At 56.8% G+C, this 18713-nt stretch carries 15 protein-coding genes; 4 read left to right on the top strand and 11 right to left on the bottom strand.

Annotated elements, in window-relative coordinates; genetic code table 11:
- Positions 1-67: 67 nt before the first annotated feature.
- Positions 68-550 carry a hypothetical protein gene (locus MWH26_RS13055; protein ID WP_247974630.1) on the bottom strand — a complete coding sequence of 161 codons (483 nt, stop codon included), beginning with the start codon at positions 548-550 and terminating at the stop codon, positions 68-70.
- A gap of 172 nt (positions 551-722) precedes the next feature.
- On the opposite strand from MWH26_RS13055, the gene MWH26_RS13050 reads away from it, so the two are divergent.
- Entirely contained in the window at positions 723-983 is a 261-nt protein-coding gene (locus MWH26_RS13050) for a hypothetical protein (RefSeq protein WP_244697046.1), read from the top strand.
- Between the two features lie 94 nt (positions 984-1077).
- Here the strand turns inward: MWH26_RS13050 and MWH26_RS13045 are convergent, their stop codons facing one another.
- Positions 1078-3024: a CocE/NonD family hydrolase gene (locus tag MWH26_RS13045; protein ID WP_247974629.1), complete on the bottom strand. Its 1947-nt coding sequence runs from the start codon at positions 3022-3024 to the stop codon at positions 1078-1080.
- Positions 3025-3207: 183 nt separating this feature from the next.
- On the opposite strand from MWH26_RS13045, the gene MWH26_RS13040 reads away from it, so the two are divergent.
- Positions 3208-5808, top strand: coding sequence for a M14 family metallopeptidase (locus tag MWH26_RS13040; RefSeq protein ID WP_247977097.1), 2601 nt, complete (start codon positions 3208-3210; stop codon positions 5806-5808).
- Between the two features lie 82 nt (positions 5809-5890).
- Here MWH26_RS13040 and MWH26_RS13035 read toward each other — a convergent pair whose 3' ends face one another.
- From MWH26_RS13035 to MWH26_RS13025, 3 genes are all read right to left on the bottom strand, one after another.
- Entirely contained in the window at positions 5891-6208 is a 318-nt protein-coding gene (locus MWH26_RS13035) for a hypothetical protein (RefSeq protein ID WP_188559146.1), read from the bottom strand.
- A 570-nt stretch (positions 6209-6778) separates the two neighbouring features.
- The gene (locus MWH26_RS13030; RefSeq protein ID WP_247974628.1) at positions 6779-8011 is read right to left on the bottom strand and encodes an S-adenosylmethionine:tRNA ribosyltransferase-isomerase; all 1233 of its coding nucleotides are present in this window, start codon (positions 8009-8011) and stop codon (positions 6779-6781) included.
- A 176-nt stretch (positions 8012-8187) separates the two neighbouring features.
- Entirely contained in the window at positions 8188-8961 is a 774-nt protein-coding gene (locus tag MWH26_RS13025) for a class I SAM-dependent methyltransferase (protein ID WP_244697042.1), read from the bottom strand.
- 227 nt (positions 8962-9188) lie between these two features.
- Between MWH26_RS13025 and MWH26_RS13020 the strand changes: the two genes are divergently transcribed.
- A complete protein-coding gene (locus MWH26_RS13020) occupies positions 9189-9776 on the top strand; it encodes a hypothetical protein (RefSeq protein ID WP_247974627.1) in 588 nt (195 codons plus the stop codon).
- A gap of 167 nt (positions 9777-9943) precedes the next feature.
- Positions 9944-10144, top strand: coding sequence for a hypothetical protein (locus tag MWH26_RS13015; protein ID WP_247974626.1), 201 nt, complete (start codon positions 9944-9946; stop codon positions 10142-10144).
- A 16-nt stretch (positions 10145-10160) separates the two neighbouring features.
- On the opposite strand, the gene priA is transcribed toward MWH26_RS13015, so the two are convergent.
- The 6 genes from priA to rpsF form a co-directional block, all read right to left on the bottom strand.
- Positions 10161-12707, bottom strand: a complete 2547-nt coding sequence (priA, locus tag MWH26_RS13010) for a replication restart helicase PriA (RefSeq protein WP_244697039.1) — start codon at positions 12705-12707, stop codon at positions 10161-10163.
- A gap of 70 nt (positions 12708-12777) precedes the next feature.
- On the bottom strand, positions 12778-14799 hold the full coding sequence (locus tag MWH26_RS13005) for a thioredoxin domain-containing protein (RefSeq protein ID WP_247974625.1): 2022 nt from the start codon (positions 14797-14799) through the stop codon (positions 12778-12780).
- A 112-nt stretch (positions 14800-14911) separates the two neighbouring features.
- Positions 14912-17296, bottom strand: coding sequence for a GSCFA domain-containing protein (locus MWH26_RS13000; RefSeq protein ID WP_247974624.1), 2385 nt, complete (start codon positions 17294-17296; stop codon positions 14912-14914).
- A 295-nt stretch (positions 17297-17591) separates the two neighbouring features.
- A complete protein-coding gene (gene rplI / locus MWH26_RS12995; RefSeq protein WP_188559153.1) occupies positions 17592-18035 on the bottom strand; it encodes a 50S ribosomal protein L9 in 444 nt (147 codons plus the stop codon).
- Between the two features lie 21 nt (positions 18036-18056).
- Positions 18057-18308, bottom strand: a complete 252-nt coding sequence (rpsR, locus tag MWH26_RS12990; RefSeq protein WP_044002832.1) for a 30S ribosomal protein S18 — start codon at positions 18306-18308, stop codon at positions 18057-18059.
- Positions 18309-18316: 8 nt separating this feature from the next.
- The gene (rpsF, locus tag MWH26_RS12985) at positions 18317-18691 is read right to left on the bottom strand and encodes a 30S ribosomal protein S6 (protein WP_247974623.1); all 375 of its coding nucleotides are present in this window, start codon (positions 18689-18691) and stop codon (positions 18317-18319) included.
- Positions 18692-18713: the final 22 nt, after the last annotated feature.

Raw genomic sequence — 18713 nt, 5'->3', positions numbered from 1 at the left:
TCATAGTTGTACATAAGAAGGCCCGCTTCAAGATCTTGAAGCGGGCCTTCTTATGTACTAGTGGTGTTTACCCCTCATCTTCGTCTTCCTCTGTTAAGTGAGTGAAGTCCAGGTTAGGAGCTAGCTTCAGAGCCTCGCGAATCACATCGTCCATAAGGGGCTGGGAGTCGGCGTCGAGGGCACGCTCGAAGAGATTTAGGAGCTGCTCGCCTTCTTCGTTAACGTACAGATTGGTGTACAGGCGCTCGAAAACATTGGCTTCCTTGGTAATGGTGGCGTCAATGGCGGCAACGGAAGGTGCCCGCAGCGCCCGGTGCAGCACATCTAGCACACGGCGGCTTTCCTCCAGGTCGCCGAGGTCGGAGAGCAGCTTCATCAGGGCTAGTGCTACCCCTAGGCGCACCCGCTCAAAGCGGTAAACTAGCTCGGCGGGAGCTGCCTGCTCGAAGGTGCGGTAGGCGGCTAGTGTGGTGGGGTGGAGGTAGTGAGCGGCGTCGGCTTCGGAAGAGAAGGCCAGCTGCAGTAGCCGCTGATAGGGAGGAACAAGCATAGGTAGTAGGTAGCGGGCAGGAGCCTAGCTGCGCGGAGTTAGGCAAAGATTGATGAGGCTACATGTAACCCCACGCCACAAAGGTACGATTGTGTACTTTGAGGTAGCCAACGTTTCTTATCTGCCGTTGCAGTCGTACCTTCCCTTATCACCTACCAGCTCCCTCCCTCCAATGACGCACAAAGAAAAATGGTTAGCATTTGCCCCCGCCGGGCTGATAGTAGTTGGCTTTGGTACCTGCCTTGTACAGTGGGCCACGGAGAAAAAGCGCCGGGGAGAGTCAACGGGCGAGTGGGTGGCAGCGGGCACGGCGGCCCTGACGGTATTCAACGCAGGGCTTTGTCTGTTTGGACGAGGAGTAGCAGAAAGCGTCTTGTATCAGATAAAAGAAAAACCGCGCGAAATGGACTACGGCAACGTAGGCCGCCTCTAGCGGTGAGATAGTGAACTAGTGAGATGGTGAGTTTACGGTTCTGTTTGTGCTACCTGCGCGGACAGAACCGTAAACTCACCATCTCACTAGTTCACTATCTCACCGCTAGCACCCGCACTTTAAGCTGTGAGGCGTGCTGGGGTGAGTGGTAGAGGCGGTGGGTAGCGGCCTGGAAGTCCTTTTCGTCGGCCTCGAAAATATTGGGCACGAAGGTTTGGGGGTTGCGGTCAACGAGCGGGAACCAGCTGCTTTGCACCTGTACCATTAGGCGGTGACCCTTCCGGAAGGTGTGACACAGGTCCTGAACGGTGAAAGGCACGGCCGTTACCTGGCCTGGAACAAAGGCCTCGGGCTTGCTGAAACTGTTACGAAACCGCCCGCGCATCACTTCAGAACGCACCATTTGCTGGTAGCCCCCCAGTTTCACGGCGGGGTTCAGGCGGCTATTGTTGGGCGTATTGTCGGGGTACACATCAATGACCTTAACGACCCAGTCGGCATCGGTGCCGGTAGTGGCTACCTGTAGCAGGGCCTCAATCGGGCCGGCCAGGGTCATATCCTCCGTAAGCACTTCCGTTTGGTAGGTTAGCACGTCGGGGCGGCGGCTAGCGAAGCGCTGGTCGTCGGTCATGTACTCGCGGGTCATGCCCGTGGCCGTAGCCTCCGTAAAGGGTACCGGGTGGGCCGGGTCGCTGAGGTACTGGTCGAACTCAGAGCCAGTGCTAGGCTGTTCGAAGCCGATTTTGCCGTTGGGCTGAAAGTACAGGGTGCGCTCCTTGGTTTCGGTAGGCGGCCACGCCGCAAAGGTGCGCCATTGGTTGGTGCCGCCCTCAAATACGGTGGCTTCGGGCGTAGCGGCCGGCTTGCCATCCTTCAGGTAAGACTTGAAAAACGGCGCCTCAATTTCCTTTTGGTAGTACAAAGAAGGCGATTCGCCGTAGGCCACGTTGCCTACCACCTCGCCGGTGCCACGGGCCCAGCCCCCGTGTACCCACGGGCCCATCACCAGGCCGTTGCGCATGCCGGGGTTTTGCTTTTCAATGGTTTCGTAGATTTTCAGAGCCCCAAACAAGTCCTCGGCATCGTTGAAGCCACCAACAGTAAGCACGGCTGTGCCTTTATTCAGGTTTTTGAGGTGGGGCCGCAAGTTGCGTGCCTGCCAAAACTCGTCGTAGTTGGGGTGCTGGGTCATTTCGTTCCAGAACGCCACCTTGCCCTTGTAATACTGAGCATCGGCATTTTTCAGCGGCCCCATGCGCATAAAAAAGTCGTAGCCGTCGGGGGTGCCGTGCTGAAAGGCCGGGTTGCCGGTAGGGGTAGGCTGGGGGCGAGGTAGGCCAAAGGAGGCCAGGAAGTTGAACGCGTGCGGCAGGAAGAAGGCCCCATTGTGGTGGAAGTCGTCCCAGAACCAGTCGGCAATGGGAGCCTGGGGCGAGGAAGCTTTCAGGGCCGGGTGGCGGCTGAGCAGGCCAGTAGCAGTGTAGTAGCCGGGGTAGCTGATCCCCCACTGGCCCACCCGACCATTATTTTTCGGGCCTTTTTTGAGCAGCCACGCAATGGTGTCAAACGTGTCGGTGCCCTCGTCAATGTCATTTTTGCCCTTGTAGGTGTCCTTCTCGGGCCGCACATCCACAAACTGCCCCTCCGACATGTACCGGCCCCGCACGTCCTGGTAGGCGAAGATGTAGCCTTCGTGCATCATGGTGCTGCTTGGGCCTAGGCTCTTTTTGTACTTCCCCGGACCGTAAGGGCCTACCGCGTAGGGCGTGCGGTTCAGCATAATGGGGTACTTAACCTTATCGGCGTCCTTAGGAGCATATACAATGGTATAGAGCTTTACTCCGTCGCGCATCGGAATTTGGTACTCCAGCTTGTTGTAGTGCTGCTGAATGTAGAGCGTATCGGCTATGGTAATGGCCAACTGCTGCTTTTCGGTCTCGGAGGGAAGGGGGTAGGTAACAGGGGTTTGCGCCTGAGTAATGCAGGCACCGCTGGCGAGTAGGGCGGCCAGGGCAGCGGGGCGGAGGTAGGGGTAGAGCATACGGTGGAGGATGGGGTAGAAGTAAAGGGATGAGGTGAGGTTAAGGTAAGCAGTAGCTGGCACGGTAGCCCTACACGCCCCGAAGAAAACGGGCAGCCAAAGTGCCTGTGTAGCATCTTTTCCGGCATTACACCGCACATTCTGCTTTCTTTGACTAGCAAACCTTTCCTTAATCCGCTGGCCATGGCCGGCGCTACCCCTACTTCCGTGCTTTACTCCCGATTACGCGCTGCCTGGCTTTGGCTCTGCGGTCTGTTGCTGGCGGCGTCGCCGGCGTTTGCCCAGTCGGCCGCTACCTCCGCCGGCCCGTTGCTTACTCCCCGCCAATTCCTGGGCTATGAACTAGGTACCCGGTTCACGCCCCACGCGGAGCTGCTCCGCTACGTCGACCACGTAGTGCAGCATAGCCCCAGTCAGATGAAGCTGCAGCGCTACGGCCGCACCTACGAGAATCGGCCCCTGGAACTGGTATATGTGGCTACCCCTGCCAATCTCAGCAGCCTCGATGATATCCGGCGCAACAACCTGCGCCTGGCCGGCCTGGAAAGTGGTGCTGTTGCTACCAAGCAGCCGGCTGTGGTGTGGCTTAGCTACAACGTGCACGGCAACGAAGCTGTGTCGTCGGAAGCCGTGATGCAAGTGCTCTACGACCTAGCCAATCCCCAAAACCAGCAGATGCAGCAGTGGCTCCAGAACCTGGTGGTAATTGTGGACCCCTGCGTCAACCCCGACGGGCGCGACCGGTACGCGCAGTGGTACAACCGCGTGGCCAACCAGCAGCCCAACGCCTCGCCCCTGAGCTGGGAGCACCACGAACCCTGGCCCGGCGGGCGCTACAACCACTATTACTTTGACCTGAACCGCGACTGGGCCTGGCAAACCCAGCAGGAAAGCCGCCAGCGCATTGCCGTATACAACCAGTGGCTGCCCCAGGTACACGCCGATTTTCACGAGATGGGCCCCAATAACCCCTACTACTTCTCGCCCGCGGCCAAACCTTTCCACGCCGACCTCACGGAGTGGCAGCGCAAGTTTCAGAACATCATCGGCGACTACAACCGTAAGGTGTTCGATAAAAACAACTGGCTCTACTTCACCCGCGAAACCTACGACCTGTTTGCCCCTTTCTACGGCGACACGTGGCCTTCCTTTAATGGAGCCATTGGCATGACGTACGAGCAGGGCGGTGGTGGCCCGGCCGGCATCAGCTACACCAAAACCGATGGCGATACGCTGACGCTAACCCAGCGCATTGAGCACCACCACGCCACTAGTTTGGCTACCATTCAGGCTGCCGCCGACCGCCACGACGAGTTGATTCGGGAGTTCCAGAAGTTCTACACCGATGCCCGCACCAAGCCCCGCGGCGAGTACAAATCCTACGTACTAGCTGGCTCCTCTGACCCCGGTCAGGTGCGCGCCCTCACCCAATACCTCGACCGTCAACATATCAGCTACGGATACGCTACCAAGCGCAGCAAGCAGCAAGGCTACAACTACGCTACCGGCAAAACCGAAGGCGTACAAATTGAGCCCCGCGACATTGTGGTGAGCATGTATCAGCCGAAATCGACCTTGGTAAAAGTGCTGTTCGAGCCCCAGGCCGCGCTGGAAGACTCCTTGACCTATGACCTCACGGCGTGGTCCTTACCGTATGCGTTCGGCCTGAATGGCTACGCCCTGAAAAGCAAGGTGGAGGCAAATGGCTCGCCAGCCGCCACTCGGCAACCGACATCGGCCAACTCGCAACCAACAGTTAATCAGCCTTACGCCTACCTGGCGCGTTGGAATAACCTGCAGGATATCCGGTTCCTGGGCCGTTTGCAGCAGCAAGGCGTGAAAGTGCGCGTGGCCGATGAGCCATTTGAAACCGAGGGCCAGAAGTATCAGCGGGGTACGCTCATCATTCCGCGGACCGGTAATGAGCGACTTGGGGGGCGCTTTGATCAGCTGGTGCGCGCCCAAGCCGATTCGGCGGGGGTGCTGGTGCAGGCCGTGCAATCGGGCCTTTCTACCACCGGCGGCGACCTAGGCTCTCGCTCCGTACGCCCCCTGAAGCAGCCCAACGTGGCTATTCTGGCAGGCCCCGGTGTTGATGCTACGGCTTTCGGAGAAGTATGGCACTTCTTCGAGCAGCAAATCGGCTACCCCGTGTCGGTGCTAGGTACCGACTACTTCAACAGCGTGCCGTTAAGCAATTTTGACGTGCTGATCCTACCTGACGGGGGCTACGACAACATCCTGACGGAGCGCGGGCTGGAAAATGTGAAGACATGGGTTCGGGCTGGGGGCCGGCTGATTGCCTTGGAAGGAGCGTCGCGCTTTTTGGCGGGTAAGAAGGATTTTCTGCTGAAATCGAAGCCGGCTGATTCCGCTGGGACCAAGAAAAGCAATCCGTACGCCTGCTTGCGCCGCTACGCCGATGCTGAACGGGAACAGATTGGAGAGCGGGTGCAAGGCAGCGTCTACCGCGTACAGCTGGACAATACCCATCCTCTGGCGTTTGGCTACGGCAGTACCTACTATGCACTGCTGCGTGATACGCCTAATTACCGCTTCCTGCCCCAAGGGGGGTGGAATGTGGGCGTGTTAAAGAAAAACAGCTACGCCGCCGGCTTCACTGGCCGCAAAGCCCAGCGCGCCCTCACCGACACGTTCGTGCTGGGAACTCAGGACTTGGGCCGGGGCCAAGTAGTGTACCTAGCCGACAACCCTTTGTTCCGAGCCTTCTGGCAGGGCGGAAAGCTGCTGTTCGGCAACGCTGTATTCATAGTAGGGCAGTAAATACCAGTACTGTGCTAGATATACAAAAGGCCCCGCCGATAGTACCGGCGGGGCCTTTTGTATATCTAGCACAAAGAGCAGATTAATCTACTACGTCTTCGGCTTTGTTTTTAACAGCTTTAGCACCCTTTTTAACGGCACGGCCGGTTTTGTTGGCACCTTTCTTTACTACGCTACCCGTTTTCTTGCCAGCGTACTTTACGTCTTCTTTGGTGTTGTATGCCTTTTGGCCAGCTTTCGTGCGGCCCGAGCGGGCTTCTACTTTCACCGTGCCATTGTCACGCTCTTCAATGGTTGTTTTAGCACCGGAAGCGTCGTCGCGGACAGTAGTTTTGTCGCCTTGAGCGAAGGCAGCCGTCGAGAAAACCACAGCGGCAGCCAGCATTAGTATCTTTTTCATGAGGAGAGTCTGATTGGAAAATAGATTCTGTGTCCTTATACGGCGTGGTAAAAATTGGTTGTGGAATCCTGCAGTCGTCCGGGATTCATCTAGCTGATGGAAGTGCCGCGGAATATCCTCTTGCCCAAAGCATTTTGCATGCTATATAGCAATGAAGAGCGTGAGCCCTTTGCGTGAGGTCACCACAGATTCGTCACTTCCAAGTAGAATTATGAAGATGTGAGAGACCTTACCGGGTTAGCCTGAATGGCCTTTTATTGCATGCAGTGCAGGTTTTTGCGCTGCTTTTTATTTGAGCTTTATAATATACGAAAAAGAAAAAATCGTAAAGCAAAGCGGGGTGTTTTATGCTTCACTATATTGCGTATTTCAATATAGTGAAGCATAAAACACCCCGCTTTGCTTTACTTATATAGAAAAATTGCATCAGTAAAGCGCCTGCAAAAAGCGCTCAGGAGCGTAGCCAAGCGCTTTATAGCGGCGGCAAGATAAGCCAGGCCGCAATAGGTGCAAGTATTCTGAGGTAGTCGCGCGGGAAAAGTGCCTTTCGCTTCCGCTATTACAAGCGCCTTAGGGAAGCAACAAGGAAGAGTCGCCGTAGCTTAGGAAGCGGTAGTTGTGGGTTAACGCGTAGTCATACACGCGCCGCCAATCCGGGCCAATGAGGGCCGCCACGAGTAGAAGTAGTGTGCTTTCGGGCTGGTGGAAGTTGGTGATGAGGCCGCGCACTATCCTGAACTGATAGCCAGGAGCAATCAGCAGTTGTGTGGTGGCGTGCAGCGTGTCGGAACCAGTGGCCTCCAAGTGCGCTAGTAAGGCAGTTAGTGCATCAGTAGTGGCTACAGCTGGCCGGCCCTCGTAAGGTTGCCACTGGCTTACGTGCCAGGTAGGCTCGGCGGTGGGCTGCTCCACTAATCGAGCCCCGAGCCAATACAGGCTCTCCAGCGTGCGTAAGCTGGTAGTACCCACCGGAATAATAGGGTGGGGCATGTGTTCCAACAGGTGGCGCAGGGTAGCAGCTGTCACGCTGATGGGTTCCCCGTGCATGGGGTGGCCGGCCATCGACTCGGCCTTGACTGGTTGAAAGGTGCCCGCGCCTACGTGCAGGGTCACGTGCGTGGTAGCAACCGCGCGGGTTGTCAGCTCGGCCAGTACCGCAGCGGAAAAGTGCAGTCCGGCTGTGGGGGCGGCTACGGCTCCTTCATGAGCAGCGTATACGGTTTGGTAGCGGACCGCATCGGCCGCCGTATCGGTTCGGTTGAGATAGGGGGGGAGAGGTAAGTGGCCGGCTCCGCGCAGTACTTCCGCAAAGGGCAATTGAGCCGGTTCCCAGCTAAACTGGATCAGGGCATAGCCTTCGCCTTGCTCTATCCGCTCCGCCGCAAGCAAGGAGGGTTGACCTGCTACCTCGAATTCTATCGTTACCAGGCCGGTTTTCCACCGCTTACCGTTGCCTACCAAGCATTTCCACACGCAACTACCCGTTTGCTGCATGGCCGGCTCGATAGCCCGGTGAGGGGCTACCGGCTCCAGGCAGAACAACTCCACTATTCCGCCCGTCGGCCGCCGGGCAAACAGCCGGGCCTGCACTACCTTGGTATCATTGAAAACCAAGAGGCTGTGGGGCGGTAGAAGCGCCGGCACTTCTACGAAGTGCCGGTCCGTCAGCGCGCCACCTTGGTACACCAAGAGCCGCGACTGGTCACGGTCGGGCAAGGGCTCAGACGCAATTTGTGCTGGGGGCAGCTGGTAGGTAAAGTCGTGGATGGAAAGCTGACGGGGGTCGGGCGTAGGAGCACTCATAGCCCGCAAAGATACTCCAGGGCGTAGCAGTATGACCTACTATACAGCACGGGACGAAACGCACAATGTCTATTGTATAGAGTCTTTGACTCTATACAATAGACATTGTAGTGTTAAAAACGGCCTTTTCTGCTACCCCGCCACTCGTTCGAATAAATGTTGTGCCAATGCGCCTGCTATTTCTGGAAAAACAGCAAGTGCTGCTGGGGTAGGGTTTCAACGGAATCTGTAAGCCGCAGCCCTATGGCCGCCATTTCGCGCCGGACCTGGGCTACGCTCATCTTGTGAATGCGTTTGATGGCAACTTTCGGGTCTTCGGCTCGATACTCAACCAGTGCTACCCGGCCCGTAGGAGTTAAAGAATTACGGATGGCACGCATCATTTCCCGGGGGTGGTCAAACTCATGGTAAGCATCTACAATGAGCACCAGATCGACGCCTTTGGCCGGGAGGTTCGGGTTATCAGTCGTGCCCCGCACCGGTACCACGTTATGGATGTGTCGTTTCTCGGTGGTTTCGCGCAGGGCGGCCAGCATTTCCGGCTGAATATCCACAGCCAACACTTTGCCTTTAGGCACCAGCGGACTCATGCGAAACGTGAAGTAACCCGTGCCGGCACCAATATCAGCTACCACATCCGTTGGCTTTAGTTTTAGCTCTCGTAACAGAATATCGGTACCTTCCTCCTGCTGCCGGTCACTGCGTTCCAGCCAACTGGCACCTTCGTGGCCCATTACGTGCGCAATCTGCCGGCCCATGTAGTAGGTACTGATGCCATTAGGATCCTGAGGGGCCCGCCGCTCATAACCGCTTGTATCGGGTAAGGCGCGGCGCTTTTCTTCCACCAGCTGCGCGGCAGTGCTTTCGGTGAGCGGCTGCGTGCAGGCCCACTGCCCGAGTAGGAAACCGGCTGCGCCTAGGGAAAGCAAGTACTTTGTTGGGAGAGACATATGCACGGGTGCAAATAAACAGCGCAACCTTAACATCCTGACGAGCGGAACCGTTCGACTAGGCCAAAATCAACAAAAAATAACCCTCGCTTGCATGCCTGCGTAGCCGAATAGAGGCCGAATTCAGGGAAACAGAACCACAGATTTAATCCAGCTTTCTGTTTTCGTTTTTTACTTTGGCCCGTACAAGACCCGTTTCCACACTATTCACCCTAATTTTTTCGCACATGAAACACCTATCCGGACTCCTGCACAAGCTGACGGCCGTAGCTGCTGTGGCCGTAGCCCTCACTAGCTGCAACCGCGCCGAGTATGCCTTGCTGCCCAAAACCTCATCTGCCTACCACGGCACCCAGCGGGGTGTGGTAGTAGCCCCTGCTGTTACGCCCGTTGCCCCGGAAACTACTGTCTCGGCTGCTTCGGAAACGGTAGCAGTTGAGGCTCCGGCTACCACCGCTACCCCCCAGGCGCCGGCAATGGAACGCAAAGCTGTAGCTAGTGCTCCCCGCAAAGTAGCAGCGCCGGCTAAAACAGCTGCTGCACCCAAGCTTAACTTCGCTCAGAAAGCCATGGTAGCTAAGCTGACTAAGAAGGCTGATAAGCTGGCCGCTAAAGTGCAGGTAAGCAAGAAGTCGGAAGTTGCTTCAAAGGAAGACGCTAACGCCATTAGCCGCAACATCAAACTGGGTATTATTCTGCTGTTGGTAGGTGCTCTCATAGGTGGCATATTCAGTGGTATCCTTGGTTTGCTGGGTGGTCTTATTGCTATTGTTGGTGTAGTGCTGATTGTACTAGGCCTGCTCGACGAAGTATAAGCTCATTACTTGTCTAAATAAAAAGCTCCGACTGTTAATACAGCCGGGGCTTTTTTCGTAAAAAGTACTCTCGAGCTTAGAGCAATATTTCCTGCATCCCTATTCCATACCGTTGTTCTTCTAAGGAAAACGGCCGGCGTCGTTTGCGGCGGGAAGCTCGAAAAAACATGACCCAGCCCGTGGGTAAACCGACGGCCGTTTCATCCGGCGACAATCCTCTGCGGCGGGTAGGATTAGGCCTGATTATCGGTGGTGAGCTACTGGCCGTAGCTGGCCTCGTATTAGGCGGTATTGGGGTAGGCTTGCTGGGAATTCCAGCCGCACTGCTGTTGATAACCGGTCTGGTGCTCTACCTTATTGGCTTCTAATTCGCACGACCTGACCCTACATCGGGTCCACGTCGGCGGCTATGCGCACCTGCTTGAACTCCTTCTGGTCGCGCACTAGCTCTACGGCCGCTTGAATATCGGCTTTGGCTGCGCGCAGAACCGTGTGCTCACGACTGAGTTTAATGGTGATTTCCTGCAGGTAGAAGTTGCGAATACGGAAAATGTAGGGTGCTTCCGGCCCTAACACCGCTTCCCGGCCCAGCCGCTCGACTAGCTCTTGGGTGAGCAACAGGGCGGCCCGCTCGCCTACTACAGCATCCATGTGTTTTACCGTGAGCCGAATGATGCGCATAAACGGCGGGTAACCATGCTCGCGTCGCTGCAGAATTTCGTACTCGTAAAACTCCAGGTAGTCGTTGCGAATTACCTTATCGAAGATGACCTGCTGCGGGTCGCCTGTCTGAATAATAACTCGACCCTTCTTGCCTTTGCGGCCTGCCCGCCCGCTTACCTGCACGAACATCTGGAAGGCCCGCTCATGGGCCCGGAAGTCGGGGTAATGAATGATGGAGTCGGCATTGATGATGCCTACCAGGCTCACGTTGGCAAAGTCCAGGCCCTTGGTTACCATTTGGGTGCCTACGAGTACGTTGGTGTTTTGCTTCTCGAAGTCGGCAATGATTTGTTGGTAGGAATTCTTGGCGCGGGTGGTGTCCAGGTCCATGCGCTGCACGTTGGCCTGGGGTAGCATTACCTTCAGGTCGTCTTCCAGCTTCTCGGTGCCAAAACCCACAGTTTTTACGTTGCGCGACCCGCAAGCCGGACACTGCGCCACCATCCGCTCGTGGTAGCCGCAATAGTGGCAGCGCAACTCGTGGCTATGTTTGTGGTAGCTCAAACTCACGGCGCAACTCTTGCACTTGGGTATCCAGCCGCAGTCGAGGCAGTTGATGAAGGGCGCGTAGCCGCGGCGGTTCTGAAACAGAATTACCTGCTCTTTGAGGGCTAGCTTGGTTTCCATTTCCGCCATCAGCTCCGGCGTGAAGTGGTTGTGCATGGTTTTCTGCTCCCGGCTCTTACGGGTGTCGACCAGCACAATTTCCGGTAGCCCGGCCTCGCCGAAGCGCTTAGTAAGAGAAACGAGGCCGTAGCGGCCGGCGCGAGCCTGGTAGTAAGTTTCCACGGCGGGCGTGGCCGAACCCAGCAACGTCTTCGAGCCCTGAAAGTTGGCCATCATTAGGGCTACTTCGCGGGCATTGTAGCGCGGCGAGGGGTCGTACTGCTTGTAACTCGACTCGTGCTCCTCATCCACAATGGTCAAGGACAAGTTATCGAAGGGCAGAAACACCGAGGAACGTACCCCAATTACCACTTGAAACCGCCCCGACAGCACCCCATTCCACACTTCCACCCGCTCATTGTCGGAGAACTTGGAGTGATACACGCCCAGCCGCGAGCCAAACACGCGCATCAGGCGGGTTACAATCTGGGCCGTAAGGGCAATTTCGGGCAGCAGGTACAGCACCTGGCCGCCTCCATCCAGCGCTTGCTTGATTAGCTCAATGTAGATTTCCGTTTTGCCCGCACCCGTTACGCCGTGCAGCAGCACAATGTCCTTTTCCTGAAACTGCCGCATGATGTCGTCGCGGGCTTCCTGCTGGGCGGGGCTCAGGGTGAAGTGCATCTTGGCCTCCGCGTCGTCCTCGTCCAGCGGAAAGCGCGACACGATGGTATCAAACTGCTCCAGAATGCCGTTTTTGATGAGCGTATTCACGGCCGAAGGCGAGAGGTGGGGCGCCGAGGTCAGGGCCGCCTTTTCAATGCCCTTGTGGTTGGCATGTTCGCTCTGGTACACCGGCACCCGCTGCAGGTAGCGCATCAGCACGTCCAGTTGCTTGGCTTTGGAGGACAGCTGCGCGAATAGCTGTTCCAACGCTGCCTCCGCTACCAAATGGTGGGCCAAGCGTACTTTCTTCACCACTTTAGGCGAGTACTTATCCTGCAGATGCTCAAACAGAAACACCACGTCCTTTTGCATCAGGGACTTGATGTACTTGTGAAAAGAAGCAATACCCAGCAGGTCGCCTACCTCAGTAAAGGTCAGAGACTTTCCTTCCTCGCCGGTGCTTAGCGCATCCACTACCTTCTGTTCCTGCTCACCAAGGGGGTAGGGGTTGGTTTCCGCGTCGAAGGCTGGGTGGAGCTGTACGCGGCTTTCGGAACTGAGCTTCAGGGCCGAGGGTAGGGCCGCGTTGATAACCTCGCCTAGGGTGCAGAGGTAGTACTCGGCCATCCAGCGGAAGAGCTTCAACTGGGGCTGCGTTACTACCGGCGCGTCGTCGATAAACTCCAGTATGTACTTGGCCTGATATTCCTTGGGCGGCGTTTCGTGCACGGCGGCCACAATGCAGCTGAGCGTGCGCTTGGCCCCAAACTGCACAATCACGCGCCCGCCTACTACCACTTGGTCATTCAGCTCGAAGGGGACGCGGTAAGTGTACAGCTTGGGCAGCGGCAGCGGCAGAATCACGTCGGCAAACAGCGTTACGCGGTCAGCGGCGGGTTCCGGCTGGGGCTGAACAAAGTCAAACGTGAGGCTCAAAGGGAAATCGGACTGGAAGCGGAGGGTAAAGATAACACGGTGGCGGCCGGAACCGGCAGTTGCTTGGGCATCAAAGCTGGGCCAACGCCTCCGCCACGGAGTGCACCGGCTGCTGACAGGCCCGGTTAAAGCAGACATAGATGGTGGTCTGTCCGTTCCGGGCAGTGCGGTCTTGCAGCAGGGGCAGAGAGCTGCCAGCGCTGCCGCCGGACACCACCGCGTGGGGTAAGTAACGGCGGCTTAGCTCCTTGCGAAAATCTTCCGCTTCCGGCCCAACAATAGCAATTTCTGCTGCCGGCCGAAGTAGGGTTGTGTACAGGCCGGCCCAGTTGGCCATGCTCTGGGGCTCGTGCACAACTAAGGGTAGCACCTGCTGGAGCATGGTAGCAGCCAGTTCCAAGTATTGACCGTTTTCCAAATGCAGGCCTAGGCGATGCAGGTTGCGCGCCATTACGGAGTTGGATGCCGGAATGACATTATCAAATAACTCTTTTTTGCGCGCAATCAGCGTTTCTCCATTATCAGCCGTGAAGAAGAACAAGTTTTCCTGAGAATCTAGGAAATGGTCGAGCACGTAGGCTTTCAGGCGGTCGGCTTCGCGCAGCCACTCCTCCGCAAAAGTTGCCTCATACAAGCTGAGGTAGGCCTGAATCAGCAGAGCATAATCCTCTAGAAAAGCCGGAATGGTTGCACGCCCGTTTTTGTAGTTGCGGTGCAAGCCCTGGTCAGTACAAAGGTGAGTGCGTAAAAAACGGGCATTCCGGAGCGCCAGCGCCAGAAACTGCGGCTCAGCGAAGGCGCGGTAGGCATCCAGTAATCCCTGCAAGGCCAGCGCATTCCAGCCCGTCAGAATTTTGTCGTCCAGGGCTGGGCGCACCCGGGCCGCGCGGGCCACCAGCAGCTTCTGACGCCAGCCTTGGGCCTGTTCCGCTAATACTTCAGGGGGAAGCTGATGCGCTTGGGCAAAGGCAGCATCCGGGGTGCTGCGGTGCAGAATATTTACGCCATGCTCCCAATTGCCTTCGGCAGTACACTGGTAATAAGCAGCGGCCAGTTCGGCTTCCGTACCCAACACCTCTCGTAGCTCATCCATCGTCCAGACGTAGAACTTGCCTTCCTCGCCTTCACTATCAGCATCCAGGGAGGAATAAAATCCACCTTCCGGGCTTGTCAGCTCACGGCTCAGAAAGCCAACGGTGTCGTATACAACGTGGCGGTACAAGGGGTCGGCAGTTACCTGGTAGGCCTCCGCATACAAGCTCAGTAGCTGCCCGTTGTCATAGAGCATCTTTTCGAAGTGAGGCACTAGCCACTGCTCATCCACGGAGTAGCGAGCAAAGCCGCCACCAACCTGGTCATATAGTCCCCCCCAGGCCATGTTGCGGAGCGTCAGGTTGAGTTGGGCAAGTATGGCAGGACTGCCGGAAACGGCGTGGGCCTGCAGTAAAAAGCGCCAGATGCTGGGCATGGGAAACTTTGGGGCCCGGTTCAGGCCGCCTTGCTCCCGGTCGAACTTAGCTGCGAGATTGTACACCAGCAGCTTAAACTGCTCGTCTGATACGCCGGCGGTAGTATCGGGAGCCCGGTACTTATCCAACTCGCTGGCCTGAAGCACTTGCACAAACTGCTCGGCGGAGGCATTCAACTCGGCCCGGTACTCCCCAGCGTACCCCCGACCGATACTGGTAAGCAAGGACAGCCAATTGCCCGACGGAAAATAAGTGCCGCCGTAAAACGGTTTGGCATCGGGGGTAAGAAAAACATTCAGCGGCCAGCCGCCCTGTACCCCCATGGCGTGCAGGGCATCCATATACACCTGGTCCACATCAGGCCGCTCCTCCCGGTCTACTTTAATGCACACAAACTGCGCGTTCATCACCGCCGCTACCTGCAGATTCTCAAATGATTCGCGCTCCATCACGTGGCACCAGTGGCATGCCGCGTAGCCAATACTGACAATAATGGGCTTCCGCTCGCGCTGGGCCCGCTCCAAAGCCTCCTGCCCCCACGGGTACCAATCAACGGGGTTGTGAGCGTGCTGCAGCAGGTAAGGGCTTGATTCCTGGGCGAGGCGGTTCGGGTGAGCAGCCATGGGTAGTAAAAGTTGGAGCGAAGAAAAGGTCAGGCTTGCCCACTGGCAAGTAAAGGCAACGGCAGTGAGCAGCGCAAAAAGAAAACCCGGCCACTAGTGGCCGGGTTTTAAATCAGGTGTTTTCCGGAGCCTGAGGATCCGCGTCGGGCTTGCGGCGCGGGGGGCGGGCTCGACGTTTGGGAGGCTCCGGGGCGGCTTCTGGCGCAGCTTCCAGGGTAGGCGCACTAGAAGCGGAAGCTTCAGCAGCAGGAGCTGGACGGCGCGGGGCTCGTTTTTTAGGAGTAACCGGCGAAGCTTCAACCGAAACTGGAGCAGCAGGAGCCTCGGCCGGAGGAACTGAAGCTTCCTGGGCCGCTGGGCGCTTCCGACTACGAGCTTTGGGAGCCGCTGGCGCTGCGGGCGGAGCTACCACAAGTGGTGTTGTGTCAGTAGGTGTTGGCGGAATAGGGGCGGCAGACTCGACAGGAGCGTCTTCAGTAACTGTGGCTGCTTGAGGCTTTTTAGATCGGGCCGGCCGATTTGGGGTAGCCGGGGCTGTCGAGTTCCGATTGCGGCCAGTGGGTTTAGCCGCTACCGTAGGCTCTGCTTGGGCTGCTACTGGCTCTGGAGAAACACTTGGAGCGGCTGAGGAGTCAGCATCTGAGGAAGATACTATGGGAGCCGGTGTTGCTGGTGTTTCTGCAACAGGAACAACTGCAGATTCTGGAGCGGCAGGCTGGGAAGTTACATTGGCCTCATCTGGTACGGATGAGTTTGCCTCTACCTCATCCGGTGCAGCGTACAGTGGCCGGCGGGAAGTGCGACCAGCCGGGCGGTCTGCTTGCTCTGGCCTAGGCTCCCGTCGTTTGTTGCGGCTGCGTCGGGGGCGTACTTCCATAGTATGCTCGGAGGCAGATTCAGTGCTGTTGGCTGTATCGTGTTGCTCAATTACTTCTGGAGCTGGCTGGCTGACTTCGGGTTCTGGCTCAGGGGTAGGAGTAGGGCGGTTGCCCCGTCGCAGCTCCTCTTCCGTGATATACACCACTTCTGAGTCCGGCTCAGTAACTGATACTTCCTGGACCTCTGCAAGTGCCGCGGGAGGAGTAGGCTCCGTAGCTTCCTCCGCACTAACCGAAGAGGTAGCAGCGCCAGCAGTGTTTTCAGCGGCCAGGCGAGCGTGTTTACGCTTGGTGCGCTTGGCTCCCCCTCGGGAACGACGTTTCTTTTTGCGAACGGGCTCGTCGGAACTCTCCACCGAATCAGTATCGGCCGATTCCTCTGTCTCGTCGTCCTGGTCTTCGGCTTGGGCTAGCGTGTACGCGTGCTCATAGGCTGATTCCGGGGTAATATTAGCCTCGTCCTCAGCTTCTTCATCGACTTCCTCCGGCTCAACTAGTAGGCCAGCACCGGGGCGCACTAAACTAGCGGCCGATTCTTTGCCTTCCGCTTCCTCATCAGGAGCTACGCTGCCGATATCTATCCGCTCTTCATCGTCATCATACTCGTCTACCTCCGGCTCCTCTGGTTCAGGCGCTGGAATGGGTAGAGCTGCTAGCTCACGTTCCACATGCAGCATTTCCATGCGCACATCGGCCTGAGAGCTAATTTTGCGCAGTCGCTCCAGCGTTGCTTCCAAAAACTGGCGGTGCTCAGGAGCAGCCGCGTGTAAAGGTCGGTGGCCCAAAGCCTGCCGAATACCTTCCCACTCCTTTTTAAAGCGCCCGAAAGCGGTATCAAAGTAAGTACGGGTAAACCGCTCCCAGATGTAATTTTCCGCTACCTCCGAGGGGTGAAGCATGTCGGAAGCGTAAAACCGGTAGTCGCGCAAATCATCCAGCAGCAACTCGTAGGCTGGGAAGTAGGAAACATCCGGTAGCAGCTCGCTGAGGTAATGACACGCCACCCGTAGCATCGACTTGCTAGCGGAGTTCAGCACCAAGGTTTCCTTTAGGTGCCGAACTGGGCTTACGGTCAGGATGAAGCGCAACTTGGGGTTGATGCGCCGCAAATAGGCATGCGTTTCTGCTACGGCTGCAATAATGTCATCGGCCGTGAGCATTTCCCGCTCAAACTTCTCAGCCGGGACCTTGTGGCAGTTGCTGATGATTTCATCCGTTTCGCGCAGGCGGTAGGCGTATGCCGTGCCTAAGGTAAGCACAACGGCATCGGCCGTTGCCAGAAACACACCAGCCTCCCGCGTAAGGGTTTGGATGTGTTGAAGCAGAGCTACCGGATTATCAGCCCCTACCTCGGCGTGCAAGTCATAGCTCTGCCAGCGGCCCCGGGCTTCCACCACATGTTGTTGCCAGTCTATGTCCTCGCCCGCTGCGGCTCGCAGCAGTTTGCAAGCCGAAAGTGGGTTGAACACGGTTCCGAAGGGATTTACCATCGTCGCAACCTTAAAGTCAACGAGGCGCGAGCCAATAGAATCCGAAAAGCAGGAGCCTATAGTCAGCACCCGCGCCGAAAGGGGCAGCTGTTGCGAATGGGGCGTGAGCGGTAGTTCAGTACGAAACATGTGTGTGAATACGGCCTTTGGCGGGCCAACGGATAGGCAACCTACTCAACATCCCGCGTTCAGCCAAAAGTGCTGTCCAAGGAGAGAAGGTAGCCACCAGGGGAGAGGCGAGGATAGAAATTAGCTATACGATAGAGAAACCCCGATATGTTTCTCATTGCTAGTGCCACCCGCTTAATGGCAGCCTGTATTGGCCCAACCGTGAGGCGGCACAGGTTTACCTAAAAAGAATAAAGTAAAAGCGCCCGGCTGCCAAAGCAACCGGGCGCTTTCAAAACGCTGGTTCGTGCGTAGCTTACTCGGCTACTACGTTAAAGCGAACTTTGTGCTTCACCTCGCGGTGCAGATCAACCGTGGCGGTATACGAACCTACTACGCTGGGCTCTGAGTCGAACGAGAGACGCTTGCGCTCCACGTCAACACCTTTCGCCTTGAGGGCGTCGGCCAGCTGCAGGGTAGTTACGCGGCCGAAGATTTTGCCGCTCTCACCTACTTTGGCAGGAATGTCGAGTACTACGTCACCGATTTTGTCGGCAATAGCCTGCGCATCGGATTTCACCTTCTCAGCCTTGTGGGCAGCCTGGCGTACGTTCTCCGCTACGATTTTCTTGTTGGTTTTGTCAGCCAGAACGGCCAGACCCTGCGGGAGCAGGTAGTTACGGCCGTAGCCGGGCTTTACAGTAACAACGTCGTTCTTGTAGCCCAGGCCTTTAACGTCGTCTTTCAGAATTACTTCCATGTCAGTACTACGGTTGGCGGGTTACTTCAGCGAATCAGTTACGTAGGGCATTAGAGCCAGGTGACGGGCTTTGGCCACGGCCTGAGCAACTTTGCGCTGAAACTTCAGGCTGGTACCAGTGATGCGACGGGGCAGGATGCGGCCCTGCTCGTTTACGAACTTCAGCAGAAAGTTCGGGTCTTTGTAGTCTACGTACTTAATGCCGTTCTTCTGGAAGCGGCAGTATTTCTTGCGCGTATCCTGCTTGTGGATTTTTTCGTTGGCGAGGCTCATCTTTTCTACTACTGGGCTACGGCTTCCGATTGTTTAGCTTTCTGCTGGTTCATTTCGCCCTTGCGGCGACGCGCACCGTAGGCTACGGCGTGCTTGTCCAGTACAGTGGTCAGGAAACGGATAACCCGCTCGTCCCGGCGGAACGCAAGTTCCAGCATGTCTACGACGTTACCTTCGCCGGTGAACTCCACGAGGAAGTAATACCCGGTGTTTTTTTTCTGAATTGGGTACGCCAGTTTCTTGAGGCCCCAAGCTTCAGTGTTGATGATGTCGGCGCTATTTTCCTTAAGCACCTGCGAGAACTTCTCGACCGTCTCTTGCACTTGGCTCTCGTTCAACACGGGAGTCAGAATGAAGACCGTCTCGTAATTTCTTACTGCCATTACGACGGGGTGAAAATTGTGT

It is taken from the genome of Hymenobacter sublimis (assembly GCF_023101345.1).
In the GTDB taxonomy this organism is placed as follows: Bacteria; Bacteroidota; Bacteroidia; order Cytophagales; family Hymenobacteraceae; genus Hymenobacter; species Hymenobacter sublimis.
This window is presented reverse-complemented; position numbering and strand designations above follow the sequence as displayed.